The sequence below is a fragment of the Streptomyces sp. NPDC056480 genome (assembly GCF_042795405.1).
In the GTDB taxonomy this organism is placed as follows: domain Bacteria; phylum Actinomycetota; class Actinomycetes; order Streptomycetales; family Streptomycetaceae; genus Streptomyces.
In genome coordinates this window covers 131,899-157,347 of sequence record NZ_JBHTSA010000001.1, presented here as the reverse complement: position 1 = coordinate 157,347, position 25,449 = coordinate 131,899, and the positions used below count along the sequence as shown (strand labels likewise).

Annotated in this window: 20 protein-coding genes; 10 read left to right on the top strand and 10 right to left on the bottom strand. The window is 69.7% G+C overall.

Annotated features, from left to right (window positions below; all coding sequences use genetic code 11):
* Positions 1-80: 80 nt before the first annotated feature.
* The gene (locus ACFQ79_RS00720; RefSeq protein WP_383578443.1) at positions 81-1,463 is read right to left on the bottom strand and encodes a serine hydrolase domain-containing protein; all 1,383 of its coding nucleotides are present in this window, start codon (positions 1,461-1,463) and stop codon (positions 81-83) included.
* Positions 1,464-1,505: 42 nt separating this feature from the next.
* A complete protein-coding gene (locus tag ACFQ79_RS00715) occupies positions 1,506-1,961 on the bottom strand; it encodes a MarR family winged helix-turn-helix transcriptional regulator (RefSeq protein WP_383578440.1) in 456 nt (151 codons plus the stop codon).
* Between the two features lie 93 nt (positions 1,962-2,054).
* Between ACFQ79_RS00715 and ACFQ79_RS00710 the strand changes: the two genes are divergently transcribed.
* A complete protein-coding gene (locus ACFQ79_RS00710; RefSeq protein WP_383578437.1) occupies positions 2,055-2,921 on the top strand; it encodes an alpha/beta fold hydrolase in 867 nt (288 codons plus the stop codon).
* Here the strand turns inward: ACFQ79_RS00710 and dnaB are convergent.
* Positions 2,912-4,396 carry a replicative DNA helicase gene (dnaB, locus tag ACFQ79_RS00705; RefSeq protein ID WP_079041843.1) on the bottom strand — a complete coding sequence of 495 codons (1,485 nt, stop codon included), beginning with the start codon at positions 4,394-4,396 and terminating at the stop codon, positions 2,912-2,914. The genes ACFQ79_RS00710 and dnaB overlap by 10 nt on opposite strands.
* Before the next feature lie 423 nt (positions 4,397-4,819).
* Here dnaB and ACFQ79_RS00700 point away from each other — a divergent pair, with 423 nt between their 5' ends.
* Positions 4,820-6,157, top strand: coding sequence for an MATE family efflux transporter (locus ACFQ79_RS00700; protein WP_383578435.1), 1,338 nt, complete (start codon positions 4,820-4,822; stop codon positions 6,155-6,157).
* Between the two features lie 104 nt (positions 6,158-6,261).
* Here the strand turns inward: ACFQ79_RS00700 and rplI are convergent, their stop codons facing one another.
* From rplI to rpsF, 4 genes are all read right to left on the bottom strand, one after another.
* A complete protein-coding gene (gene rplI, locus ACFQ79_RS00695; RefSeq protein ID WP_030317964.1) occupies positions 6,262-6,708 on the bottom strand; it encodes a 50S ribosomal protein L9 in 447 nt (148 codons plus the stop codon).
* Positions 6,709-6,726: 18 nt separating this feature from the next.
* The gene (gene rpsR, locus ACFQ79_RS00690; protein ID WP_003967857.1) at positions 6,727-6,963 is read right to left on the bottom strand and encodes a 30S ribosomal protein S18; all 237 of its coding nucleotides are present in this window, start codon (positions 6,961-6,963) and stop codon (positions 6,727-6,729) included.
* 56 nt (positions 6,964-7,019) lie between these two features.
* Positions 7,020-7,619 carry a single-stranded DNA-binding protein gene (locus ACFQ79_RS00685; protein WP_209495876.1) on the bottom strand — a complete coding sequence of 200 codons (600 nt, stop codon included), beginning with the start codon at positions 7,617-7,619 and terminating at the stop codon, positions 7,020-7,022.
* A gap of 74 nt (positions 7,620-7,693) precedes the next feature.
* Entirely contained in the window at positions 7,694-7,984 is a 291-nt protein-coding gene (gene rpsF / locus ACFQ79_RS00680) for a 30S ribosomal protein S6 (protein WP_015034882.1), read from the bottom strand.
* 283 nt (positions 7,985-8,267) lie between these two features.
* Here rpsF and ACFQ79_RS00675 point away from each other — a divergent pair, with 283 nt between their 5' ends.
* The 3 genes from ACFQ79_RS00675 (at position 8,268) to ACFQ79_RS00665 (ending at position 10,955) form a co-directional block, all read left to right on the top strand.
* Positions 8,268-8,582, top strand: coding sequence for a hypothetical protein (locus tag ACFQ79_RS00675; RefSeq protein ID WP_383578432.1), 315 nt, complete (start codon positions 8,268-8,270; stop codon positions 8,580-8,582).
* Between the two features lie 119 nt (positions 8,583-8,701).
* Positions 8,702-9,820: a peptidoglycan bridge formation glycyltransferase FemA/FemB family protein gene (locus ACFQ79_RS00670; RefSeq protein ID WP_209495874.1), complete on the top strand. Its 1,119-nt coding sequence runs from the start codon at positions 8,702-8,704 to the stop codon at positions 9,818-9,820.
* Between the two features lie 103 nt (positions 9,821-9,923).
* Positions 9,924-10,955 carry an alanine racemase gene (locus tag ACFQ79_RS00665; protein ID WP_383578430.1) on the top strand — a complete coding sequence of 344 codons (1,032 nt, stop codon included), beginning with the start codon at positions 9,924-9,926 and terminating at the stop codon, positions 10,953-10,955.
* Positions 10,956-10,985: 30 nt separating this feature from the next.
* Here ACFQ79_RS00665 and ACFQ79_RS00660 read toward each other — a convergent pair whose 3' ends face one another.
* Both ACFQ79_RS00660 and ACFQ79_RS00655 read right to left on the bottom strand, forming a co-directional pair.
* Complete coding sequence (locus ACFQ79_RS00660; RefSeq protein WP_383578428.1) at positions 10,986-12,485, bottom strand: glycosyltransferase family 87 protein; 1,500 nt, start codon at positions 12,483-12,485, stop codon at positions 10,986-10,988.
* A gap of 137 nt (positions 12,486-12,622) precedes the next feature.
* Entirely contained in the window at positions 12,623-15,391 is a 2,769-nt protein-coding gene (locus ACFQ79_RS00655) for a transglycosylase domain-containing protein (protein ID WP_383578426.1), read from the bottom strand.
* A gap of 372 nt (positions 15,392-15,763) precedes the next feature.
* Between ACFQ79_RS00655 and ACFQ79_RS00650 the strand changes: the two genes are divergently transcribed.
* From ACFQ79_RS00650 to ACFQ79_RS00640, 3 genes are all read left to right on the top strand, one after another.
* Positions 15,764-16,444: a PadR family transcriptional regulator gene (locus ACFQ79_RS00650; RefSeq protein ID WP_189833684.1), complete on the top strand. Its 681-nt coding sequence runs from the start codon at positions 15,764-15,766 to the stop codon at positions 16,442-16,444.
* 48 nt (positions 16,445-16,492) lie between these two features.
* The gene (locus tag ACFQ79_RS00645) at positions 16,493-17,575 is read left to right on the top strand and encodes an inositol-3-phosphate synthase (RefSeq protein ID WP_383578424.1); all 1,083 of its coding nucleotides are present in this window, start codon (positions 16,493-16,495) and stop codon (positions 17,573-17,575) included.
* Positions 17,576-17,650: 75 nt separating this feature from the next.
* Positions 17,651-18,910: an MFS transporter gene (locus tag ACFQ79_RS00640; protein ID WP_383578421.1), complete on the top strand. Its 1,260-nt coding sequence runs from the start codon at positions 17,651-17,653 to the stop codon at positions 18,908-18,910.
* 81 nt (positions 18,911-18,991) lie between these two features.
* Here ACFQ79_RS00640 and ACFQ79_RS00635 read toward each other — a convergent pair whose 3' ends face one another.
* Entirely contained in the window at positions 18,992-20,458 is a 1,467-nt protein-coding gene (locus tag ACFQ79_RS00635) for a CCA tRNA nucleotidyltransferase (RefSeq protein WP_383578418.1), read from the bottom strand.
* A 211-nt stretch (positions 20,459-20,669) separates the two neighbouring features.
* On the opposite strand from ACFQ79_RS00635, the gene ACFQ79_RS00630 reads away from it, so the two are divergent.
* A complete protein-coding gene (locus ACFQ79_RS00630; RefSeq protein ID WP_383578416.1) occupies positions 20,670-23,054 on the top strand; it encodes a DUF6049 family protein in 2,385 nt (794 codons plus the stop codon).
* A gap of 45 nt (positions 23,055-23,099) precedes the next feature.
* Positions 23,100-25,343, top strand: a complete 2,244-nt coding sequence (murJ, locus tag ACFQ79_RS00625) for a murein biosynthesis integral membrane protein MurJ (protein WP_383578413.1) — start codon at positions 23,100-23,102, stop codon at positions 25,341-25,343.
* The last annotated feature ends 106 nt before the right edge of the window (positions 25,344-25,449 follow it).

Here is a 25,449-nt window from a genome sequence, read left to right as displayed (position 1 = left end):
CCTCCCTCGCACGTCGATCGGCTTGTTCCACGTGAAGCAAGCGGATCGGGCTTGTTTCACGTGAAACATCGCAGAACGGCTCAGAGGCCGCGCCAGCCCGCCTCGTCCACGCCGCCCGGCACCACGTCCGCCGGCGCGTACGGCTCCCGCGTGAAGACGAAGGAGCCGAGGTCGAGATGGCTCACGCTGCCGTCGGCGCGCCGCACCGCCCGGAGCGTCTCCCCCTCGTAGTAGCCGTTCAGCCCGACCCAGCCGCCCTCGGGGAGCGCCCGGAATCGGGCCCGCCGCCCGGCTCCCCGCAGGGGCTCGAGCACCACGCTCCGCTCGGGGCCGATCCGGAGCCCGTAGGCGTAGGTGCCCCAGTACCAGGGCCCCGTCAGGGCCAGCAGCTCCTCGTCGGCCTCGGCCTCCGGAAGGGGGCGCCAGGGCTCCGGGAACCTCGGCTCCGCCTCCGCCACGATCCGTACGAGATCGGCGGCCACGGCCCCCGCCAGCGGCCCCGAGGTGGCATTGGAGAGGGCGATCGCCGCCAGCCCGTCCTCGACGCTCACCCAGAGGGCGGCGACGAACCCGGGGAGCGACCCGGTGTGGCCGATCAGGGTCCGGCCGCCGTTGCGGACCAGCTGGAGACCGAGTCCGTACCCTCCTTCCCACTCCCCCTCACCGACCGGGGCGGCAGGGGCCCGCATCTCCGCCACGGAGGAGGCGACGAGCACCCGCTCGTCGCCTGCCGCGAGGAAGGCGGCGAAGCGGGCGAGGTCCGCCGCCGTCGACCAGAGCTGCCCGGCCGGCGCCATCAGCCCGAGGTCCTCCGACGGTTCCGGCAGCATCACATCGGCCCAGGGGTGCACCGCCCAGCCGCCCGCGTGCGGGGCGACCGGACCGAGCGTCGTACGGCCCATCCCGAGCGGCTCCAGGATCTCGCGCCGCAGCGCCGCCTCCCAGGTCACTCCCCGCACGGCCTCGACCAGTGAACCGAGCAGCGTGTAACCGGGGTTGGAGTAGTGGTGACGGCGGCCGGGCGCCTGGAGGAAGGGCTCCTCCCCCAGGACGTCGGAGAGCTCGGGCCGCAGCCCCGCGGCCGAGCGCTCCCACCACTGACCGGGAGTCTCGGCCGCGAGACCGCCGCTGTGCCCGAGGAGCTGAGCGATCGTCACCTCTCCGACGCCCGTGCCCTTGAGGTGCCGCTCCAGCGGATCGTCGAGGCCCAGGAGCCCCTCCTCCCGCAGTCGCATCACCAGCACGGCGGTGAACACCTTGGTGATCGACCCGATCCTGAACTGGGTGTCGGCGTCCGGCGCGTGCCCGTCCACGCAACTGCGCGAACCGCTCCACACCAGCGCCCCGTCGCGCACCACGGCCCCCACGAAGGAAGGCGTCCGACCCTCGGACTGGGCCACCGCGACGCGATGCAGCAGAGCCCGTTCGGTACCGGGCAGAAGGGCTTCGAAAGTTGTCGTCATGGGCCCCATCCAACGTGATCTCCCGAACGACAGCCTCCGGATTTAGCGGTGCGCCGCGACGGCCTCCTCGATGCCGGTCAGGACGGCGAGCTGCTCCCGGGAGAGCCGCGCGGCGAAGTGCCTCTGGACGGAGGCCTGATAGACCGGCGCCGCCTCGTCGTACGCAGATCGCCCGGCCGGGGTCAGGAGGACATCGTCGCCGCGCCCGTCCCGCTCGCACGGTTCGCGGGCGACGAGCCCACGCCGCTCCATGCGCCCGAGATGGCGCGACAACCGGCTGTGGGCCCAGCGCAGATGGGCCGCGAGACCGCTGACACGGATGCAGGTGTCGTCGGACGTCAGCGCCGCCACCGCGGCCAGCACGTCGTAGTCGGCCATGGACAGGCCCGTGTCCTGCTCCAGGTCGCGGGCGACCTCCGCGTCGATGAGCAGGGGCAGTGCGCGATACGCGTGCCAGGCGGCCAGCGCGGCGGCGTCAGGCCGGTGATGGGGGGACATGAGCCCAGTCTACAAAAAGGTCCGTGACATGTAACGAATGATTGGCTAGCATCTTCGTTACAGGTAACGAAAAAGACGGGAAGGCGGCACCCCATGCGAGGCACCGAGCACGTCATTCGGACCAACGGCGTCGAACTGAGCGCGGAGTCCTTCGGCGACCCCGCCGACACGCCCCTGCTCCTCATCCACGGCGCGGGCCACTCGATGCTCGCGTGGGACGAGGAGTTCGTCCGCCGCCTCGTCGCCGGCGGCAGGTACGTGATCCGCTACGACAGCCGGGACGCGGGCCGCTCCACCGGGTACCCCGCGGGCGAGCCGCCGTACGACCTGCGCGACCTGGTCACCGATGCCGCCGGGCTGCTCGACGCGCTCCACCTGCCGTCCGCGGAGATCGTCGGCATGTCCCAGGGCGCGGCCGTCGCCCAGCTGCTCGCCCTCGACCACCCGGACCGGGTGGCCACCCTCGCCCTCGCGTCCTCGACCCCCGGAGGACCGGGCCACGACCAGTCCGATCTGCCGCCGATGTCCGAGGACCTGCTGGCGGTCTTCGCCGAGGACGCCCCGGCGCCCGACTGGAAGGACCGGGACGCCGTCGTCGACTGGCTCGTCGAGGGCGAGCGCCCCTTCGCCGCCCCGTCCCGCCCGTTCGACACCGACGCCATGCGCGCCTGGGCGGCACGGGTCGTCGACCGTGCGCGCGACATCGCCGCACAGGTCACCAACCCGTTCATGATCGACGCCGGAGCACCCTGGCGGGACCGCCTCGGTGCGATCACGGCTCCGACGGTCGTCCTGCACGGCACCGAGGACCCGCTGTTCCCCCTGGAGCACGGTCGCGCCCTCGCCGCCGAGATCCCCGGCGCCCGCTTCCTGGCCATGGAGCGGACCGGCCACGAGGTGTTCCCCCGCGAGGTCTGGGACGAGGTCGTGCCCGCGCTCCTCGGCCGGGATCAGGTCTGAGCCATGTCCACGAAGCGGGAGTAGTGGCCCTGGAAGGCCACGGTGATCGTGGCCGTCGGGCCGTTACGGTGCTTGCCGACGATGATGTCGGCCTCGCCCGCTCGCGGTGACTCCTTCTCGTACGCGTCCTCGCGGTGCAGCAGGATGACCATGTCCGCGTCCTGCTCGATCGAGCCGGATTCACGCAGGTCGGAGACCATCGGCTTCTTGTCGGTGCGCTGCTCGGGGCCACGGTTCAGCTGGGAGAGCGCGATCACCGGCAGCTCCAGCTCCTTGGCGAGGAGCTTCAGGTTTCGCGACATGTCGGAGACCTCTTGCTGACGGCTCTCCTGCCGCTTCGAACCACCGGACTGCATCAGCTGCAGGTAGTCGATGATGACCAGCTTGAGCCCGTTGCGCTGCTTGAGCCGGCGGCATTTCGCCCGGATCTCCATCATCGACAGGTTCGGGGAGTCGTCGATGTAGAGCGGGGCCTGGGAGACGTCCGGCATCCGGCGGGCGAGCCGGGTCCAGTCCTCGTCGGTCATCGTGCCGGAGCGCATGTGGTGCAGCGCGACCCGGGCCTCCGCCGAGAGCAGACGCATCGCGATCTCGTTGCGGCCCATTTCGAGGGAGAAGATGACGCTGGGCAGGTTGTGCTTGATGGACGCCGCCCGCGCGAAGTCCAGCGCGAGGGTCGACTTACCCATGGCGGGACGCGCCGCGATGATGATCATCTGACCGGGGTGCAGACCGTTGGTGAGCGAGTCCAGGTCGGTGAAGCCGGTGGGGACACCGGTCATCTCACCGCTGCGGGAGCCGATCGCCTCGATCTCGTCGAGCGCCCCCTCCATGATGTCGCCGAGCGGCAGATAGTCCTCGGTGGTCCGCTGCTCGGTGACGGCGTAGATCTCGGCCTGGGCCGAGTTCACGATCTCGTCGACGTCTCCGTCGGCCGCGTAGCCCATCTGCGTGATCTTGGTGCCGGCCTCGACGAGGCGGCGCAGGACGGCCCGCTCGTGGACGATCTCCGCGTAGTACGAGGCGTTGGCCGCCGTCGGGACCGACTGGACGAGGGTGTGCAGATAGGAGGCGCCGCCGACGCGGGTGATCTCGCCGCGTTTCGTGAGCTCGGCGCCGACCGTGATCGGGTCGGCGGGCTCGCCCTTGGCATAGAGGTCGAGGATCGCGGCATAGACGGTCTCGTGGGCGGGCTTGTAGAAGTCGTTGCCCTTGATGATCTCCACGACGTCCGCGATGGCGTCCTTGGAGAGCAGCATGCCGCCGAGGACGGACTGCTCGGCGTCGAGGTCCTGCGGGGGCACCCGCTCGAAGCCGGAGAGCCCGCCGTCCCAGGGCCCGCCTTCACCGCCCCGCTCGTGCTGGTCGTCCCGCCCGCGGCCGCGGCCGCGGCCCTCGCCTCGGGTACGGGTGGGCAGTCGGTCGCTCGGTCCGCTGTCGGCCCAAGGGTCGTCCATGGGCTCGGGAATGCTCACCAAGCACCTCCTCCCGTCCGCTCAGCGGACCTCGCCATGCCACTCTTTCTTACGCCACGGGCTTGATCAACGAGTGGCTTTGCGACCGCTTCTGGCGCGTCGGGCGCCGGACCACGGTAGGCCCGCGAGAGGCGTCAGCCAATCTGGTTATCCACAGGCCCTGTGGGTGAAGGGCCTCAGCCTGTGGAGAACTCGCCGGAACCTGTGCACGGACCGGGGGACAGTCATGTGGACAAACTCATAGGCACCCCAGCTCCACGGGCCTGACCTGCAGTTTTCCCATCCACGGGCTGTGGGGGAGAAAAACTTTTCCCCCTGGACCAAGATCAGAACAAACGACCCACACCCGAAGCACCTTGCCCCCAGCAAGTAAGGACCGGTGATGCATTGCATCTCTTACCTGTGGAAGATTAGATTGACCCCATGACCCAGGCCCCCGCGACGCCCAAAGCCGTCCGCCGACAGCACGACCGCGAGATCGTCTCCCTCGCCCTGCCGGCCTTCGGCGCGCTTGTCGCCGAGCCGCTCTTCCTCATGGTCGACAGCGCCATCGTCGGCCATCTCGGCACCCCCCAGCTCGCGGGGCTCGCGATCGCCGCCGCCCTGCTGTCCACCGCCGTCAGCGTCTTCGTCTTCCTCGCCTACGCCACCACGGCCGCCGTCTCCCGCCGCGTAGGCGCCGGGGACCTTCAGGCCGCGATCCGGCAGGGCATGGACGGCATCTGGCTCGCCCTCCTCCTCGGAGCAGCCGTCGTCGTGCTGACCCTGCCCGCGGCGCCCTGGCTCATCGGCCTCTTCGGGGCCTCCGACACCGCCGCACCCTACGCCGTCACGTACCTCAGGATCTCCAGCCTCGGCATCCCAGCCATGCTGGTGGTCCTGGCCGCCACCGGCGTCCTGCGCGGCCTCCAGGACACCCGTACACCGCTCTACGTGGCCATCGGCGGCTTCGCGGCCAACGGTGCGCTCAACATCGGCCTGGTCTACGGCGCCGGACTGGGAATCGCCGGCTCGGCCTGGGGCACCGTGATCGCCCAGTGCGGCATGGCCGTGGCCTACCTCGTCGTGGTCGTACGGGGTGCCCGGCGCCACGGAGCCTCCCTCCGCCCCGACGCGGCCGGCATACGCGCCTCCGCGCAGGCCGGAGTACCGCTCCTGGTCCGTACGCTCTCGCTCCGCGCGGTCCTGATGATCGCCACGGCCGTCGCGGCCCGGATGGGCGACGCGGAGGTCGCGGCCCACCAGATCATCCTGTCCCTCTGGAGCCTCATGGCCTTCGCCCTCGACGCGATCGCGATCGCGGGCCAGGCCATCATCGGCCGCTATCTCGGCGCGGACGACGCCGAGGGCGCCCGTCAGGTCTGCCGCCGCATGGTCCAGTGGGGCGTGCTCTCCGGCGTGGTGCTCGGCGCGCTGCTCATCGTCGCCCGTCCCCTGTTCATCCCGCTCTTCACCGGCGACACGGTCGTCCAGGACACCCTGCTCCCGGCCCTGCTGGTGGTCGCGATCTCACAGCCGATCTCCGGGGTCGTCTTCGTTCTCGACGGCGTTCTGATGGGCGCGGGGGACGGCCCCTACCTGGCCTGGGCCATGCTGCTGACGCTCGCCGTCTTCGCCCCGGTGGCCCTGCTGGTCCCTGCGCTCGGCGGCGGTCTGACGGCCCTCTGGTGGGCGATGACGCTGATGATGTCCGTCCGGATGGCGACGCTCTGGTTCCGCTCACGCTCGGGCCGCTGGCTCGTCACCGGCGCCACACGGTGAATGTTTCACGTGAAACGCCCTGTTTCACGTGAAACAGCGGAAGGGCCGCACCCCGAGGGGTGCGGCCCTTCCTCACTGCTCAGCGCAGAGCGCCGGCGGCAGCGTTACGCGGCGACGATCTCGACGCCGAGCTTCGCGGCAACGTCGGCGTGCAGACGCACGGACACCTGGTGCGAGCCCAGGGTCTTGATCGGCGAGCCGAGCTCGACGCGACGCTTGTCGACGTCGGGGCCACCCGCGGCCTTGATCGCCGAGGCGATGTCGGCCGGGGTCACGGAGCCGAAGAGACGGCCGGCGTCGCCGGAGCGAACGGCCAGGCGCACCTTCGTGCCCTCGAGCTTGGCCTTGATCTCGTTGGCCTGCTCGATGGTCGCGATCTCGTGGATCTTGCGGGCGCGGCGGATCTGCGCCACGTCCTGCTCGCCACCCTTGGTCCAGCGGATGGCGAAGCCACGCGGGACCAGGTAGTTGCGGGCGTAGCCGTCCTTGACGTCGACGACGTCGCCGGCGGTGCCGAGGCCGGAGACCTCGTGGGTCAGGATGATCTTCATTATTCGGTCACCCTTTCCTTATCGCGCGGTGGACGTGTAGGGCAGCAGCGCCATCTCACGGCTGTTCTTGACGGCCGTGGCGACGTCACGCTGGTGCTGCGTGCAGTTGCCGGTCACGCGGCGGGCACGGATCTTGCCGCGGTCGGAAATGAACTTCCGCAGCATGTTCGTGTCCTTGTAGTCCACGTACTGGGTCTTGTCCTTGCAGAACGCGCAGACCTTCTTCTTAGGCTTGCGCACAGGCGGCTTCGCCATGGTGTTTCTCCTGTGTGATCAAGAATGGGGGTACGAGCTGCTTCCGGGGCGTGGCCCTAGAAGGGGGGCTCGTCCGAGTAGCCGCCGCCGCTGGAGTTTCCACCCCAGCCGCCTCCGCCGCCCTGCTGCTGGCCGCCGCCGGAGGAGGAGGGACCGCCGGTAGCCCACGGGTCGTCGGCGGGAGCACCGCCACCACCCTGCTGGCCACCGCCGGAGTTTCCACCCCAGCTGCCACCGCCGCCGGCCTGCTGGCCGCCGCCGCCCCCGCCGTAACCACCCTGGCCGCCTCGACCGGTGGTCTTGGTGACCTTGGCCGTGGCGTTCTTGAGGCTGGGGCCGACTTCCTCGACATCCAGCTCGTAGACCGTGCGCTTGACGCCCTCACGGTCCTCGTAGGACCGCTGCTTCAGCCGGCCCTGCACGACGACGCGCATGCCTCGCTGAAGCGACTCGGCGACGTTCTCCGCCGCCTGACGCCAGACCGAGCAGGTGAGGAAGAGGCTTTCGCCGTCCTTCCACTCGTTGGTCTGACGGTCGAAGGTGCGGGGGGTGGACGCGATACGGAACTTCGCGACCGCCGCACCGGACGGGGTGAAGCGCAGCTCGGGGTCGTCGACAAGATTGCCGACGACCGTGATGACGGTCTCGCCTGCCATGGGGGAACCTCTCGGCGGGATTGCTTCTGGCTGCTTTGCTGCTACTCGGATCCGAAGACCACTGAGCTAGTCGCTCAGTGGGTCTCGGGACGGAGGACCTTGGTCCGGAGGACCGACTCGTTCAGGTTGAGCTGTCGGTCGAGCTCCTTGACGACCGCAGGCTCGGCCTGCAGGTCGATGACCGAGTAGATGCCCTCGGGCTTCTTCTTGATCTCGTAGGCGAGACGACGACGGCCCCAGGTGTCGACCTTCTCGACCTTTCCGTTGCCCTCACGGACGACGGAAAGGAAGTTCTCGATCAGCGGGGAGACAGCGCGCTCCTCGAGATCGGGGTCGAGGATGACCATCACTTCGTAGTGACGCATGTGGAACCCACCTCCTTTGGACTCAGCGGCCACGGTCGTTCCGTGGCAGGAGGGTCGTGATGCGTAAGCAACGGTATCCGCCACCACTGACAGTCCCCCTCGCGGACGAGGGGCACTGCCGGGATCCAGACGGACCAGGGCAGACACCGGTGCAGACCGTACAGAGTACCCGCTCACCGCCCTGCGGTTGAAATTCACTGGTGAGGGGACGCAATCTGTACACAACGGATGTCGGCGGCGCTACGATGCGCCGCCTTCCGGCAGCTACGCCAGGAGGTGCCCCATGGCACAGGCAATGCGACCCGACCCCGGCCACTCCCTCTTCGCCACCGACGGCAAACCGCACCCCATCCAGGACGCCCTGGTCGGAGTGACGCTGGTCCTCGGCGTCATCGCCTTCGTCACGGCGCAGTTCCACAGCCTGCACCTGCTGAGCTCCTGGACGGGGCTCATCGGCATCCTGACCGGCGGCTACGGACAGTTCATCTCCGTGACGACACGCGAACGCTTCCTGCTGATCCTCGGACTCGGCGCGTCGGCGTTCGGCTTCTACCTCGGCATGGCCCACGGCGGGCTCTTCGGCGGGGTCGTCAGCTGAGTCCAGGGCCACGTCAGGACGCACACACCCATTCGGGGCGCTCCCCGGTCACAGTAGGCTTCGGCGCGAGAGCCGGAGCCCCTGACCGATGGGGACACACCTGCCGAGGAGCGCCCCGCATGAGCCTGACCCTGAGGACCATCAGCCGTGAGCAGCATCTGGCGTACATCCAGAGCCAGCCCGCGGCGAGCCACTGCCAGGTCCCGGCGTGGGCTGATGTGAAGACCGAGTGGCGCTCGGAGAACCTGGGCTGGTTCGACAAGAGCGGCGAGCTCGTCGGTGTCGGCCTGGTGCTCTACCGCCAGCTCCCGAAGATCAAGCGCTACCTGGCCTATCTGCCCGAGGGCCCGGTCATCAACTGGCACGCGCCCAACCTCGACGACTGGCTGACGCCGATGCTGGCGCACCTCAAGCAGCAGGGCGCCTTCTCGGTGAAGATGGGCCCGCCGGTCGTCATCCGGCGCTGGGACTCGGCCGCCATCAAGTCCGGCATCCAGGACCCGGACGTCAAGCGCCTCAAGGACGTCGAGGCCACCCACATCGAGCCGCGTGCCTTCGAAGTCGCGGACCGGCTGCGGAAGATGGGCTGGCAGCAGGCCGAGGACGGCGGCGCCGGCTTCGGCGACGTGCAGCCCCGCTACGTCTTCCAGGTCCCGCTCGCGAACCGCTCGCTCGACGATGTCCTCAAGGGCTTCAACCAGCTGTGGCGCCGCAACATCAAGAAGGCCGAGAAGGCCGGTGTCGAGGTCGTCCAGGGCGGCTACGAGGACCTCGCCGAGTGGCAGCGGCTGTACGAGATCACGGCCGTCCGTGACCACTTCCGGCCGCGCCCGCTCTCGTACTTCCAGCGCATGTGGACCGTCCTCAACAGCGAGGACCCCAACCGCATGCGGCTCTACTTCGCCCGCCACAACGGCGTGAACCTCTCCGCGGCGACGATGCTCGTCGTCGGCGGCCACGTCTGGTACTCCTACGGCGCCTCCGACAACATCGGCCGCGAGGTCCGGCCCTCGAACGCGATGCAGTGGCGCATGCTGCGCGACGCCTACGCGATGGGCGCGACCGTCTACGACCTGCGCGGCATCTCGGACTCGCTCGACGAGACCGACCACCTCTTCGGGCTCATCCAGTTCAAGGTGGGCACGGGCGGCGAGGCCGTCGAGTACGTCGGCGAGTGGGACTTCCCGCTGAACAAGCTGCTGCACAAGGCGCTCGACATCTACATGTCGCGCCGCTGATCCACGACGTCGCGCCGGTGACCCGTGCCGTGTCGCTGACGTTTCCGTAGTCTCGTACATACCTTTGACACACCGCTGCCATCAGAAAGGTTCCGGGCCGGCCATGGCGCTCTCCCTCTACGTCGACACCGCTCGCTGGCGCGCGCACCAGAAGACCGTCATCGACCAGTTCCCCGGTGTCATCCCGGTCTGCAAGGGCAACGGTTACGGCTTCGGCCACGAACGCCTCGCGGACGAGGCGGCCCGGTTCGGCGCCGACATGCTCGCCGTGGGCACCACGTACGAGGCCGCTCGGATCAAGGACTGGTTCAGCGGCGACCTGCTGGTCCTCACCCCCTTCCGCCGGGGTGAGGAACCGGTTCCGCTGCCCGACCGGGTCATCCGTTCCGTGTCGTCCGTGGACGGCGTGCACGCCCTCGTGGGGGCCCGGGTCGTCATCGAGTGCATGAGCTCGATGAAGCGGCACGGCGTCCGCGAGGAGGAGCTCCCGCAGCTCCACTCCGCCATCGAGGACGTGCGCCTGGAGGGCTTCGCGCTCCACCTGCCGCTGGACCGCCCGGACGGCACCGACGCCGTCGAGGAGGTCATCGCCTGGATGGACCGTCTGCGGGCCGCCCGGCTGCCGCTGCACACCATGTTCGTCAGCCACCTGCGGGCCCAGGAGCAGGCACGGCTCCAGCAGCAGTTCCCGCAGACCCGGTTCCGCGCCCGCATCGGCACCCGGCTCTGGCTGGGCGACCACGAGGCCACGGAGTACCGGGGCGCGGTCCTCGACGTGACCCGGGTCTCCAAGGGCGACCGGTTCGGCTACCGCCAGCAGAAGGCCGCGTCGGACGGCTGGCTGGTCGTCGTCGCCGGCGGTACCTCGCACGGTGTGGGCCTGGAGGCCCCCAAGGCCATGCACGGCGTCATGCCGCGCGCCAAGGGCGTCGCACGGGCCGGTCTCGCCACCGTCAACCGGAACCTTTCGCCTTTCGTCTGGGCCGGGAAGCAGCGCTGGTTCGCCGAGCCGCCGCACATGCAGGTGTCGATCCTGTTCGTGCCGGCCGACGCCCAGGAGCCCCGGGTGGGCGACGAGCTCGTGGCGCATCTGCGCCACACCACGACGCAGTTCGACCGGCTCGTGGAGCGCTGAGCCGGCCGATCGCGCCTCACCCCCGGGAGCTCAGCTCCTGGGGGTTCCCCATTCCACCAGCAGCGCGTCCTCGGCGGCCGGTGCCGCGTGCCGGGCGGGACGGGCGGCCCTGCCCGTCACGAAGACGTCCTCCGCGCCGTCCAGGACGCCTCCGGAGGGGTCGTCCGCGCCGTCCTGCCGGACCGGGTCCTTCTCGGGCGTCAGGATGTCCCGTACGACCATCACGCACAGGTACAGGGTGCCGAGCAGGTGCAGCACGATCGCGAACTGGTAGCCGTCCACCGGCAGGCCCTGCTTGTTGCCGCTGGTCGTGAACGCCAGGTACATCCAGACGCCGACGAAGTACATGACCTCGCACGCCTGCCAGATGAGGAAGTCGCGCCAGCGCGGCCGTGCGAGCGCCGCCAGCGGCACCAGCCAGAGCACGTACTGCGGTGAGTAGACCTTGTTGGTCAGGACGAACGCGGCGACGATCAGGAACGCCAGCTGGACGAAGCGCGGCCTGCGGGGCGCCGTGAGCGTGAGGTAGGCGAGCCCGCCGATCGCCGCCAGCATCAGCAGCAGCGCGTACAGGTTGGCCTGGCCCGGCGTTATGGCGTCGCCCGTCCGCTGGCTGACCAGCAGCCAGATCGAACCGAAGTCGACGTTCCGGTCCCGGCTGAAGAGGTAGAACTGCTTCCAGCCCTCGGGTGCGAGCAGCATCACGGGCAGGTTCACCACCAGCCAGGCGCCGCCCGCGGCCAGCACCGCCGTCCCGTACTCGCGCCACTTCCCGGCCCGCCAGCAGAGCAGCAGCAGCGGGCAGAGGAGCAGTATCGGGTAGAACTTGGCGGCGGTGGCAAGGCCGAGCAGGATCCCGAAGGCCAGCGGCCGTTCGCGCGACCACATCAGGACCGCGGCGGCCGTCAGCGCGACGGCCAGTATGTCCCAGTTGATCGTCGCGGTCAGCGCGATCGAGGGCGCCAGGGCGACGAGCAGACCGTCCCAGGGCCGCAGCCGGTGCGTCCGGGCCACACAGACCGCGAGGACGGCCGCGCAGACCATCAGCAGCCCCGCGTTGGCCAGCCAGTACGACTGCTCGCGCTGCATCGTGTCGCCGCCGCCCGGCGTCAGCCAGGCCGCGACCTCCATGAAGAGCCCGGTCAGGACCGGGTACTCGAGGAACGGTATGTCGCCGCCCAGCCGGTCGAAGTAGGGCACCAGGCCCTCGGCGAAGCCCCGCCCCGTGAAGAGGTGCGGGATGTCCGAGTAGCAGGCGTGGGTGTACTGGGAGGTCGTGCCCCGGAACCAGGCCCAGTTGTAGCAGGGCAGCTTCTGCACCATGCCGAGGGCGAACATGCCGATGGCCACGAGGGCGATCACCCGCACCGGCGTGAACTGCCCGGTGCCGGTCTTCGCCCGGCGGCCGTAGGGGCCGCCGATCAGTTCGCTGCCCGCGGCGGCCACCTTGTCCCGGTGGGTGGGGATGACCGTCTGCGAGCGGCCCTGGGGCCGGTCCTGCGGCGCGCTCGTCTTCTGGAGGCTCGGCATGGGGGACATCCTGCCGTACGGCTCCGGGAAAACGGCGAGGGCCGCCGCGGCCGGCCCGTACGGGAAGTACGGATCGGACGCGACGGCCCTCGTGTCCCACGTGTCGGTGGGGGCCGGGGGAGTGCCCCGGCGGCGGATCAGGGGACGAAGTTCCCGCTGCCGGGTTTGCCGTTCCCTCCGCCCGGACCGTTTCCGTCGTCGGTCGGCGTGCCGGTCCCCGTCGGTGTGCCGGTGGTGGGCGGCGTGGTGGTGGGCTCCCCGGTGTTGCCGCCGGGGTCGCCCGGTTCCTCCGTGCAGCCCCAGCCCCAGACACCACAGGTCGTCTTGCCCGGCTTCGGCGTCCGCGTCGGCGTCGGGGCGGTCGTCGTGGGCGGCGGCGTCGTGGTCGGCGCGCTCGTCGTCGGCGTGGCCGAGGTCTCGGTGGGCGTCGGCGTGGCCGTCGGGCTCGGCGTCGGGCTGGCGGCGCCACCGCCGAAGACGGCCTCGGCGCCTTCCAGCTTCTCCGGCTCCGGGAAGGACTTGGCCGGGTAGCTCTCCACGGCCTCGGTCATGTAGTCCTGCCAGATCCGCGACGGGAACGACGAACCGTGGATCTTCGGCTGGTCACCCGTGCCGAACATCTCCTGGAACTCGCGGTTCTTCTTCGTCTCGTCGTCGTCGAACCGGTACATGTCGATCGCGGTCGACAGCTGCGGGGTGTATCCCACGAACCAGGCCGACTTGTTGCCGTCGGTGGTACCGGTCTTGCCGGCCACGTCGCGACCCGGGATGCGGGCCTTCCGGCCGGTGCCCTCTTCGTCCTCCACGACGGAGCGGAGGACGTCGGTGACGTTGCCGGCGACGGCCGGGCTGAAGGGGTTCTTGGTCTCCGTCTTGTGCTGATGGATGACGACGCCCTCCTTCTTCACGGACTCCACCGAGTAGGGGTCGTTCTGCTTGCCCTCGTTGGCGAAGGTCGCGTAGGCGCCGGCCATGCGGATGGCGCTCGGGCTGGAGATGCCGAGGGAGAACGAGGGCACCTCGCCCCCGACGAGCGAGTCGGGGCGCAGGCCCGCGTCGATGGCGGCCTTGCGGACCTTGTCGATGCCGATGTCCATGCCGAGCTGCACGTACGGCGAGTTCGCCGACTTGACCATGGCGCGACGCAGGGTCATGTCCTTGTAGCTCGCGTCGTCGTCATTGGTCTGCAGCCACTCCTCGCCCTTCTCGTTGTGCCAGATCTCGCCGTTGTACTTGCGGATCTTCAGCTCGTTCTTGCCGGAGTAGCGGCTCTTGTCCGGGTCCACGATCCTGCGGGTGGAGGCGTCCTGGACCTCCCCCAGGTCCTTCTGCCGGACCCCGTCCCTCATCGCGGAGGCGAGGACGAACGGCTTGAACGTCGAGCCGACCTGCGCGCCGGTGTTGTCGGCGTTGCTCCGGAAGTGCTTGGTCGCGTCGACACCGCCGTAGAGCGCGACGATCTTCCCGGTCGCCGTGTCGACGGAGGCGCCGCCGAACTGCACGTTCGTGTCCGTCTTGGGGCGCTTCTTCGGGTCGATGTACTCCTTGAGGATCTTCGTTACCGAGTCCTCCATGGCGTCCACCTTCTTCTTCTCGAAGGTGGTGTAGATCTCGTAGCCGCCACGCTCCAGATCCTGTTCGGTGATACCGAACTGGGCCTTGATGTTGGCCTTCGCGGTGCTGACCAGGTAGCCGATCTGACCGCTCAGGTTGGCGCTCTTCTTGGGCTTCTCGACCTTGGGGAACGTCGTGTACTTCGCGCGCTCCGCGGCCGGGAGGTGCCCGTCCTTCTGCATCTCGTCGAGGATCCACGACCACCGGAGCGTGGCCCGCTCGGTGTTCTTCTCGGGCGTGGCCTCGGAGTCGATCTCGGGGTAGCCGGCGGGGTCGTAGTACGTCGCGCCCTTGAGGACCGCGGCGAGCAGAGCCGACTGGCTGGGGTTGAGCTTCTCGGCGTCGACGTTGAAGTACGCGCGGGCCGCCGCCTGGACACCGTAGGCACCACGTCCGTAGTACGCGGTGTTCAGGTAGCCGGCGAGGATCTCCGGCTTGTCGACCTCGCCGCCCACCTTCATGGAGATGAAGAGTTCCTTCACCTTCCGGCTGAGGGTCTGCGACTGGTCGTCGAGGCGGTTGTTCTTCACGTACTGCTGGGTGATCGTCGAGCCACCCTGGGTCTCGCCGCCCTTGGCCATGTTCCACACGGCGCGGCCGATGCCCATGGGGTCGATTCCGGAGTCGTCCCAGAACGTCTTGTTCTCCGCTGAGATCACGGCGTTCTGCATGGACTTCGGGATCTTGTCGAACGGGACGATCTGGCGGTTGGTACCGCTGCCCGTCGCGACCATCCGGGTCTTGTCCGACCAGTAGTAGATGTTGTTCTGCGACTTCGCGGTCAGCGCCTCGTTGGGGATCTCCACCTGCGTGTACGCGATCGCGCCCGCGCCCATCAGGCTGGCCGCGAAGAACAGGAACGTCCCCGTCACGAGCTTCCACGACGGCATCCAGCGACGCCAGCCGTACTTTCCGTAGCGGGGGTAGTCGATGATCCGCTTCTTGCCCGGCGGACGTCCGCCGGCGCCACGGCCGGGACCGCTGCCGCGGCCGCCACCACCGCCGCCACGCCGTCCGCCCCCGGGACCACCGGGGCCTCCGGGGCCGGCCTCGGCTCCCCTCCGGCGGCCGCCGCGCTGGGCGGCCCTGCGGGCCTCCGCGCGACCTCCGTAGGGCCGCTGCTCCTCCCCGGGGGAGGAAGCGGACCCGTACGAGGCCGACGGGGCCCCCGTACCGACGTCATGGGCCGGGGCCGACCTGCGGCCCACCGGCTGCTGGGCAGCGCGCCGTGCCGCCGCGCGACCGCCCGTCGGCGGCTGCTGCGGCGGCATTTTGCGACGATGCTCGCTCATCGAACGACTACTCCTCGGGCAGGCGTGAACGCCTGGAAGCGGCAGTTGAGTTCCGGTCCCCCCGAAATGCGCACGGCCGGAACCCCATCGGAGGCCCCTCCGTATCGCAGCCGGTCACCCGGAGCACTGACGCCCCTCGGCAGCGCTCGGTTCCCGGTGTTCTGCATGCCGCACAGCCTACGCACGGCCAAAACCCACCTAGGGCCGGAGTTCACCCCAAATCAGGCAAGTCGAACGCTGTGAATTGACGATGTGACGCCGGTCACGGCGGGCCCACTTGTCGGGACCTCCGGGCCGTTCTATCGTGCTGATGTATCGAGTCGATACATCAGCACGGCATAAGGGCCCCGAAGGCGGAGGAGGAGGCGACGCATGAGCAGACGCTCCGGCATCCTCGAGTTCGCCGTCCTCGGCCTGCTGCGCGAGGCTCCGATGCACGGGTACGAGCTGCGAAAGCGCCTCAACACCTCGCTGGGCGTCTTCCGGGCCTTCAGCTACGGAACGCTGTATCCCTGCCTCAAGACGCTGGTCGCCAACGGCTGGTTGATCGAGGAACCGGGCAGCGCTCCCGAGGAGGCCCTCGCCGCTTCACTCGCAGGACGCCGAGCCAAGATCGTCTACCGGTTGACGGCCGCGGGTAAGGAGCACTTCGAGGAGCTCCTGTCCCACACCGGCCCGGACGCCTGGGAGGACGAGCACTTCGCCGCACGCTTCGCCTTCTTCGGGCAGACCGAGCGCGAGGTGCGGATGCGGGTCCTCGAGGGCCGCCGCAGCCGGCTGGAGGAGCGTCTGGAGAAGATGCGCGCCTCCCTGGCCCGGACCCGGGAACGCCTCGACGACTACACGCTTGAGCTGCAGCGCCACGGTATGGAGTCCGTGGAGCGCGAAGTGCGCTGGCTGAACGAGCTCATCGAGAGCGAGCGGGCAGGGCGGGATCAGCGATCCGGCCCCGACGCCCCCGCTCTGCACGACAACGATTCTGGAGAAACGGGCGGCCTGCCCCGGCACGGGGGCAGTACCCGGCCGGATCCGTCCGACGACACCGCAAAGTGAAACCCTGCGCACAGCAGGGCTTCCACGATCACACAGGGAGCAACCGGAATGGGTTCGGTTCGCGTAGCCATCGTCGGCGTGGGCAACTGCGCCGCCTCGCTGGTTCAGGGCGTCGAGTACTACAAGGACGCCGACCCGGCGGCCAAGGTCCCCGGCCTGATGCACGTTCAGTTCGGCGACTACCACGTCCGTGACATCGACTTCGTCGCGGCCTTCGACGTCGACGCGAAGAAGGTCGGCCTCGACCTCTCGGACGCCATCGGCGCCAGCGAGAACAACACCATCAAGATCTGCGACGTCCCGAACACGGGCGTCACGGTCCAGCGCGGTCACACGCTCGACGGTCTCGGCAAGTACTACCGCCTGACCATCGAGGAGTCCGCCGAGGAGCCGGTGGACGTCGTCCAGATCCTCAAGGACCGCGAGGTCGACGTTCTCATCTGCTACCTGCCGGTGGGTTCCGAGGACGCCGCGAAGTTCTACGCCCAGTGCGCCATCGACGCCAAGGTCGCCTTCGTCAACGCCCTTCCGGTCTTCATCGCCGGCACCAAGGAGTGGGCTGACAAGTTCACCGAGGCGGGCGTCCCGATCGTCGGCGACGACATCAAGTCGCAGGTCGGCGCGACCATCACGCACCGCGTGATGGCGAAGCTGTTCGAGGACCGCGGTGTCCGTCTTGAGCGCACGATGCAGCTCAACGTCGGCGGCAACATGGACTTCAAGAACATGCTCGAGCGCGACCGCCTCGAGTCGAAGAAGATCTCGAAGACGCAGGCCGTCACCTCGCAGATCCCCGACCGCGAGCTGGGCGAGAAGAACGTCCACATCGGTCCGTCGGACTACGTGGCCTGGCTGGACGACCGCAAGTGGGCGTACGTACGCCTCGAGGGCCGCGCCTTCGGTGACGTTCCGCTGAACCTCGAGTACAAGCTCGAGGTGTGGGACTCCCCGAACTCGGCGGGTGTCATCATCGACGCCCTGCGCGCCGCGAAGATCGCCAAGGACCGCGGCATCGGCGGCCCCATCCTCTCCGCGTCGAGCTACTTCATGAAGAGCCCGCCGGTGCAGTACTTCGACGACGAGGCCCTGGCCAACGTCGAGAAGTTCATCAAGGGTGAGGTCGAGCGCTAAAGCGCCGCACGCTTGTCGATCGAGGGTCCCCGCGGCACTGCCCGGGGGCCCTCTTCGTATGTGAGTCTTGCTGCCATGTCCGTCGTACGTGATCTGCGCGTACTCCTGCGCCTGACGAACTTCCGCCGCCTGCTCGCCGTCCGGCTGCTCTCCCAGTGCGCCGACGGCGTCTACCAGGTGGCCCTTGCCACGTACGTCGTGTTCTCCCCCGAGAAGCAGACCTCCCCCGCCGCGATCGCCTCCGCCATGGCGGTCCTCCTGCTGCCGTACTCGCTCGTCGGGCCCTTCGCCGGTGTGCTCCTCGACCGCTGGCAGCGCCGCCAGGTCTTCCTGTACGGCAACCTCCTGCGGGCCCTCCTCGCCGGCGGGACCGCCGTGCTCGTCCTCACCGCCGTCCCCGAATGGCTCTTCTACGCCTCCGCGCTCTCCGTCACGGCCGTCAACCGCTTCGTCCTCGCGGGGCTCTCGGCCTCCCTCCCGCGGGTCGTCGACGACGAACGACTCGTGGTGGCGAACTCGCTCTCGCCCACCGCCGGCACTCTCGCCGCGACCGTGGGCGGCGGACTCGCCTTCGGCATCCAGCTGATCGCCGACAGGTCCGACGCGGCCGTGGTGGCCTTCGGCGCCGTCCTGTACCTCTGCGCGGCCCTCGCCTCGCTACGGATGTCCCGGGAGCTCCTGGGCCCCGATCCGGCCCTCGTGCCCGAGCGGCTCAGCTCGGCCCTGGCCTCCACGGCCCGAGGACTGGGCGAGGGACTGCGCCATCTCTCGGAGCGACGGCCCGCCGCACGCGCCCTCATCGCGGTGGGACTCATGCGCTTCTGTTACGGCGCTCTGCTCGTCACCGTGCTCATGCTCTGCCGCTACGAGTGGGGCTCCACGGAGTCCGAAGGGCTCGGGCTCCTCGGCATCGCCGTCGGCGCCTCGGGCGCGGGATTCTTCGCGGCGGCCCTGCTCTCCCCATGGGCGGTGGGACGGCTCGGGCCCTTCGGCTGGATGACGGTGTGCGCCGCGACGGCCGCCGTGCTCGTACCGGTGCTGGGGCTGACCTTCGCCCCGATGCCCTTCTTCGCCGCCGCCTTCGTCCTCGGCCTCACCACTCAGGGATCCAAGATCGCGACGGACACGGTGGTGCAGACATCCGTGGACGATGCCTACCGAGGGCGGGTCTTCGCGCTGTACGACGTGCTGTTCAACGTGGCCTTCGTGGCCGCGGCAGGGATCGCGGCGCTGATGCTGCCGCCCGACGGCCGTTCCGCACCGCTGGTCGGACTGGTGGCCGTGATCTACGCGGGGATCGCCCTGGCCCTGCGAGGAGGACGCACGGAGGGGTGATGTTTCACGTGAAACACCACCCCTCACGGCTGTCGCGCGGGCCGATGTTTCACGTGAAACATCGCCGCACGCGGTCGACACTCAGGCCTGCGCGGCCCACCACTCCTTGAGCGCGGCCACGGCCCGGTCGTGCTCCATCGGCCCGTTCTCCAGCCGGAGCTCCAGCAGGAACTTGTACGCCTGCCCGATGGCGGGACCGGGACCGATCCCCAGGATCTCCTGGATCTGGTTGCCGTCGAGGTCGGGACGGATCGAGTCGAGCTCCTCCTGCTCCTGGAGCTGGGCGATGCGGTCCTCCAGGCCGTCGTAGGCACGGGAGAGCGCGCCGGCCTTGCGCTTGTTGCGGGTGGTACAGTCCGAGCGGGTCAGCTTGTGCAGACGCGAGAGCATCGGCCCGGCGTCCCGGACGTAGCGGCGCACGGCCGAGTCGGTCCACTCGCCGGTCCCGTAGCCGTGGAAGCGGAGATGCAGCTCCACGAGCCGCGAGACGTCCCTGATCATCTCGTTGGAGTACTTGAGCGCGGTCATGCGCTTCTGGGTCATCTTCGCGCCCACCACCTCGTGGTGGTGGAAGGAGACCCGGCCGTCCTTCTCGAAACGGCGGGTGCGCGGCTTGCCGATGTCATGGAGCAGGGCCGCGATGCGCAGCACCAGGTCGGGACCGTCCTCCTCCAGGTCGATGGCCTGGTCGAGCACGGTCAGCGAGTGCTCGTAGACGTCCTTGTGGCGGTGGTGCTCATCGCTCTCCAGCCGCAGCGCCGGCAGCTCGGGGAGCACATGGTCGGCGAGACCCGTGTCCACGAGGAGCCCGAGGCCCTTCCTGGGGTGGGAGGAGAGCAGCAGCTTGTTGAGCTCGTCACGGACCCGCTCGGCGGAGACGATCTCGATCCGGCCGGACATCTCCTTCATCGCCGTGACGACCTCGGGGGCCACCTCGAAGTCCAGCTGAGCGGCGAACCGCGCGGCCCGCATCATGCGCAGCGGGTCGTCGGAGAAGGACGCCTCGGGCGTACCGGGCGTGCGCAGCACACGGGCGGCGAGGTCCTCAAGGCCGCCGTACGGGTCGATGAACTCCTTCTCCGGGAGCGCCACGGCCATGGCGTTGACGGTGAAGTCACGCCGGACGAGGTCCTCGTCGATGGAGTCGCCGTAGGAGACCTCGGGCTTGCGCGAGGTCCGGTCGTACGCCTCCGAGCGGTACGTGGTGACCTCGATCTGGTAGCTCTGATCGACGTCTCCGACGCGGGCCTCCTTCTGGCAGCCGACGGTGCCGAAGGCGATGCCGACCTCCCACACCGCGTCGGCCCACGGGCGGACGATCTTCAGTACGTCCTCGGGGCGGGCGTCGGTGGTGAAGTCCAGGTCGTTGCCGAGCCGGCCGAGCAACGCGTCCCGTACCGAGCCGCCGACCAGCGCGAGGCTGAACCCGGCCTCCTGGAAACGGCGGGCGAGGTCGTCGGCGACGGGGGACACACGGAGCAGTTCACTGACCGCGCGGCGTTGCACCTGGCTCAGTGCAGTCGGGGTGTCTTCGTTGGCGTTCGGCACAACAGAAAAGGGTACGTGCCCCGGCCCGCGCCGACGTCCTCGTTTTCCCGTGGCCGGTGCACCGGGAGCCTTCGGACGGGACCTGTCGAAGATCGCCTGGAGCAGTCCCCGGCACTTGCTCCCGGCGTGCCTCGTTACCATGCCTGGACACAGCAACCGGGAACCATCCACACCACTGACACCAGAGACAACGACGAGGACGGGCGAACGCGTGGCCGAGGCGGCAGACATCCAGGGGACCGGTCCCTCACCTGCCCGCCGATGGCTGCGGCGCACGATCACCGTCGCCTTCGGGGCGCCGCTCCTCGCAGGCCTCCTCCAGGCCCCGGCCACGTCCTCCCCGGCCGCCGCCGCCGAGGACGCCGTCTCGAAGACCGTCGATGTGTCTCTCGACACCCTGGCGCCGAGCGCGCCCGTCGAGGGGGACACGGTCACCATCAGCGGCACGGTGACCAACCGTGGCAAGAAGGCGGTGACCGACGCGACCGTGGACCTGCGCGTCGGGCCGCAGATGACGAGCCGCAGCGAGATCGAGCAGGTGACGGGGCGCACCGGCTACCGGCCCTACAGCGATCCCGCCCCCCTCGACGACGCGCCCACCGTCAAGATCCCCCGGCTGAACCCCGGCCTCAGCGCCGACTTCTCCCTCTCCGTGCCGGTCTCCGACCTCGGACTCGACGAGGCGGGCGTCTACCAGCTGGGCGTCTCGCTGACCGGGCAGACCTCGGACCATCGCTACGACCGGGTCCTCGGCATCGAGCGGACCTTCGTCCCGTACCAGCCCGAGGCCACCGAGAAGAAGACCCAGCTCACCTACCTCTGGCCGCTGATCTCCTCGGCCCACGTGTCGGCCGAGACGGCCACGGACGACCAGCAGACCCCGGTGTTCGAGGACGACACCCTGGCGGCCGAGCTGAAGCCGGGCGGGCGGCTCGACGAGCTCGTCTCGCTGGGCAAGGACCTCCCGGTCACCTGGGTGGTCGACCCGGATCTCCTGGCCTCCGTCGACGCCATGGCGAACGGCTACCGCGTCAAGGACGGCACTCTGCACGTCCCCGGCAAGCACAAGGCCCTCGCCGAGCGGTGGCTGGGCGCCCTGGAGAAGGCCGTCCAGGGCCACAAGGTCGTCGCGCTGCCCTTCGCCGACCCCGACCTCGCCTCCCTCGCCCACCGCGGCAAGGACGTCCCCGGCTCGCTGGGGCACCTCCAGTCGGCGACCGACCTCGCCGGGACGACGGTCGAGACGATCCTCCACGTCCAGCCCGCCACCGACTTCGCCTGGCCCGTCGACGGGGCGGTCGATCCCTCCATCGTGTCGGTGGCGACCTCGGCCGGCGCCGACAAGGTGATCGCCCGCAGCGACAGCGTCCGCGACGACCTCCCCTACACGCCCACCGCGGCCCGCCCCTTCAGCAACGGCACCACCGCCGTGGTGAGCGACGCGCTCCTGTCCACGACCTTCGAGGGGGACATGGTCCGGACGGAGAACTCGACGCTCGCCGTCCAGGAGTTCCTCGCCCAGTCCCTCGCGATCACCCTGGAGCAGCCGGAGGACCAGCGCAGCGTCGTGGTCGCCCCGCAGCGGGTGCCGACCGTCGCGCAGGCGCAGACCATGGCGACCGCCCTGCGCGGGCTCTCCGCCAAGCGGTGGAGCCAGCCCAGCGACCTCCTGGCGGCCGCCGCGGCCAAGCCGGACCCCGACGCCTCCACCGCGGTGCCCTCCGGCTCCCGGTACCCGAAGAAGCTGCGCGACCGCGAGCTTCCCGTCCAGGCCTTCCGCGACATGAAGACCACGCGCGACGAGCTGGACGACTTCAAGGTCATCCTCACCGCCCAGTACCGCGTCGTGCCCCCCTTCACCAACGCGATCAACCGCGAGATGTCGACCTCGTGGCGCGGACAGGCCCGGGCCGCCGCGCTCTACCGGATCAACGTCCTGGAGTACCTGCAGACCCTCACCGAGGGGGTCCAGCTGGTCGACAAGTCCGACCTCACGCTCTCCGGCCGCAGCGCGACGATCCCCGTGACCGTCCAGAACAAGCTGCTGCAGGACGTGCACCTCGTGCTGCGCCTCACCTCCGGCAGCAAGAACCGCCTCAACCTGAACGGCGAGCGGTACAAAGAACTGCCCGTGAAGATCAGCGGCGGCCACAGCCAGTCGGTGAAGTTCTCCGCCTCCGCCAACGTCAACGGCCAGGTGCCGATGACGGCCCAGCTCTACACCGAGGACGGCACGCCCTACGGGCAGCCGATGACGTTCACCGTGAAGGTCTCCGAGATCACCGCCACGGTGATGCTGGTGATCGCCGGCGGCGTCCTCCTCCTCGTCCTGGCCGGCGTCCGGATGTACAGCCAGCGCAAGCGGGTGGCCGCGCGGAACGCCGAGGCCGAGGCGGCGGAGACGGCCACCATCCCGGAGGAGCCGGAGCCGCAGCCGGAATCCGGGGCGGACCCCGAGGCGGACACGCCGCGGAGTCCGGAAGCCCCTGCGGAGGAACCCGACGCGGACGAACCCGAGCAGCCGAGTGACCCGACACCGGACACCGGGCCCGAAAGCGGCGACCCGTCGGGCACGGGTGAGAAAGTGGACCGTTGAGCGATGTCGTGGCCGGTCGGCCGGGGACGATGAGGTGGGGTAACCATGAACGCGCCGTACGACGGTGACCGCGGCCAGGGCGCGGGCGGCACCCCGCCGTCCGGTGGGACGCCCGCGGCACCCCCCGGCTCCGGCCACCCGCCGGTGCCGCCCGGTGCCCCCGGCCCGCAGGGGCACGCCCCCTACGTGCCGGACGGCTACGCACAGGACGGCTACCAGCAGAACCCGTACGCCCAGGATCCCTACGTCCAGGACGCCTTCACCCACGACCCGTACCGGGCCCAGGACCTGTCCGCGCAGGACCCGGTGACCGAGGCGCTCTACGACCGCGCCGCGCACCCGCCGCCCCCGCCCGGCACGTACCCGGAGCCGCAGCCGCTCTACCAGCAGCCGGCGGCACCCCACCACGCTCCCGACCCCCGGGTGTGGGCCCAGACCCCGGCGCCGGAGCCCGAGGGCCCCTCCCGCCACCTGCCGTACGGCGACGACGCGCGCACCGTCCAGTTCACCGGCGTCGACGACCTGGTGACCCGGGCCGGCGAGGAGGATCCCGAGCCTGACGCCTTCGCGCACCTCTACCGGGACCAGCAGACGCCCGGCCAGGTGCCCCCGCCCGCCCCGGAGCCGGATCCCATGCCCGCGCCCGCCCCCAAGAAGTCCGGCCGCGCCTCGGGGCTGCTCAAGTCGAGCGCGGTGATGGCCGCCGGCACCCTGGTCTCCCGGCTCACCGGATTCGTCCGCAGCCTGGTGATCACCGGTGCACTCGGCGCCGCCCTGCTCGGTGACACCTTCACCATCGCCTACACCCTGCCGACGATGATCTACATCCTCACCGTCGGCGGCGGCCTCAACTCGGTCTTCGTCCCGCAGCTCGTCCGCTCGATGAAGAACGACGAGGACGGCGGCGAGGCCTACGCCAACCGCCTGCTCACCCTGGTGATGGTGGCGCTCGGCGCGATCGTGGTCCTGGCCGTCTTCGCGGCGCCACTGCTCATCCGGCTGATGTCGAACACCATCGCCGACGACGCCGCGGCCAACAGCGTGGCCGTGACCTTCGCCCGCTACTGCCTGCCCACGATCTTCTTCATGGGCGTGCACGTGGTGATGGGTCAGATCCTCAACGCCCGTGGCAAGTTCGGCGCGATGATGTGGACCCCGGTCCTCAACAACATCGTCATGATCGTCACCTTCGGCCTGTTCATCTGGGTCTACGGCACCTCCGCCGAGTCCCACATGGGTGTGCAGACCATCCCCGACGACGGCATCCGCCTGCTCGGCATCGGCACCCTGCTCGGACTCGTCGTCCAGGCCCTGGCGATGATCCCGTACCTCCGGGAGACCGGCTTCCGCTTCCGGCCCCGCTTCGACTGGAAGGGCCACGGACTCGGCAAGACGGTCAAGCTCGCCAAGTGGACCGTGCTCTTCGTCCTCGCCAACCAGGCGGGCGTCCTGGTCGTCACCCAGCTCGCCACGGCGGCCGGTGAGGAGTCCGGGAAGAACGGTGCCGGCTTCCTCGCCTACTCCAACGCCCAGCTGATCTGGGGCATGCCGCAGGCCATCATCACGGTCTCCGTCATGGCCGCGCTGCTGCCGCGGATCTCCCGCGCCGCCCACGACAACGACCCGGGCGCCGTCCGGGACGACATCTCGCAGGGGCTGCGCAACTCGGCCGTCGCGATCGTCCCGGTCTCCTTCGCCTTCCTGGCGCTGGGCGTCCCGATGTGCACGCTGCTCTACGCCTCCAGCGGCGTCGAGGCGGCCCAGGGCATGGGCTTCATCCTGATGGCCTTCGGCCTCGGTCTGATCCCCTACTCCGTCCAGTACGTCGTGCTCCGGGGCTTCTACGCCTACGAGGACACCCGGACGCCCTTCTACAACACGGTCATCGTCGCCGCCGTCAACGCGGCCGCGTCCGCGATCTGTTACGTCGTCCTGCCCGCCCAGTGGGCCGTCGTCGGCATGGCCGCCTCGTACGGCCTCGCCTACGCCGTCGGTGTCGGCATCGCCTGGCGCCGCCTGCGCAAGCGGCTGGGCGGCGACCTGGACGGCACCCACGTCCTGCGGACCTACGCCCGTCTGTGCATGGCCTCCGTGCCCGCAGCCATCGTCTCCGGCGCCGTCGGCTTCGGCCTGCTGAAGCTCCTCGGCGAGGGGGCGTTGGGCTCGCTCGTCGCTCTGATCGTCGGCGGAGCGGTGCTCCTCGGCGTCTTCTTCGTCGCGGCCAAGCGCATGCGGATCGCGGAGCTGAACACCCTGGTCGGAATGGTGCGCGGACGTCTGGGACGCTGAGTCGGCGGCTCCCGCACAACCATCGGGGGGAACCGCGTGTCGTGCATAGCGTCCGACTGTGGGCACAATTGGCTTGGCTGTTGGATGTGGCGCAACGGATGGGGAG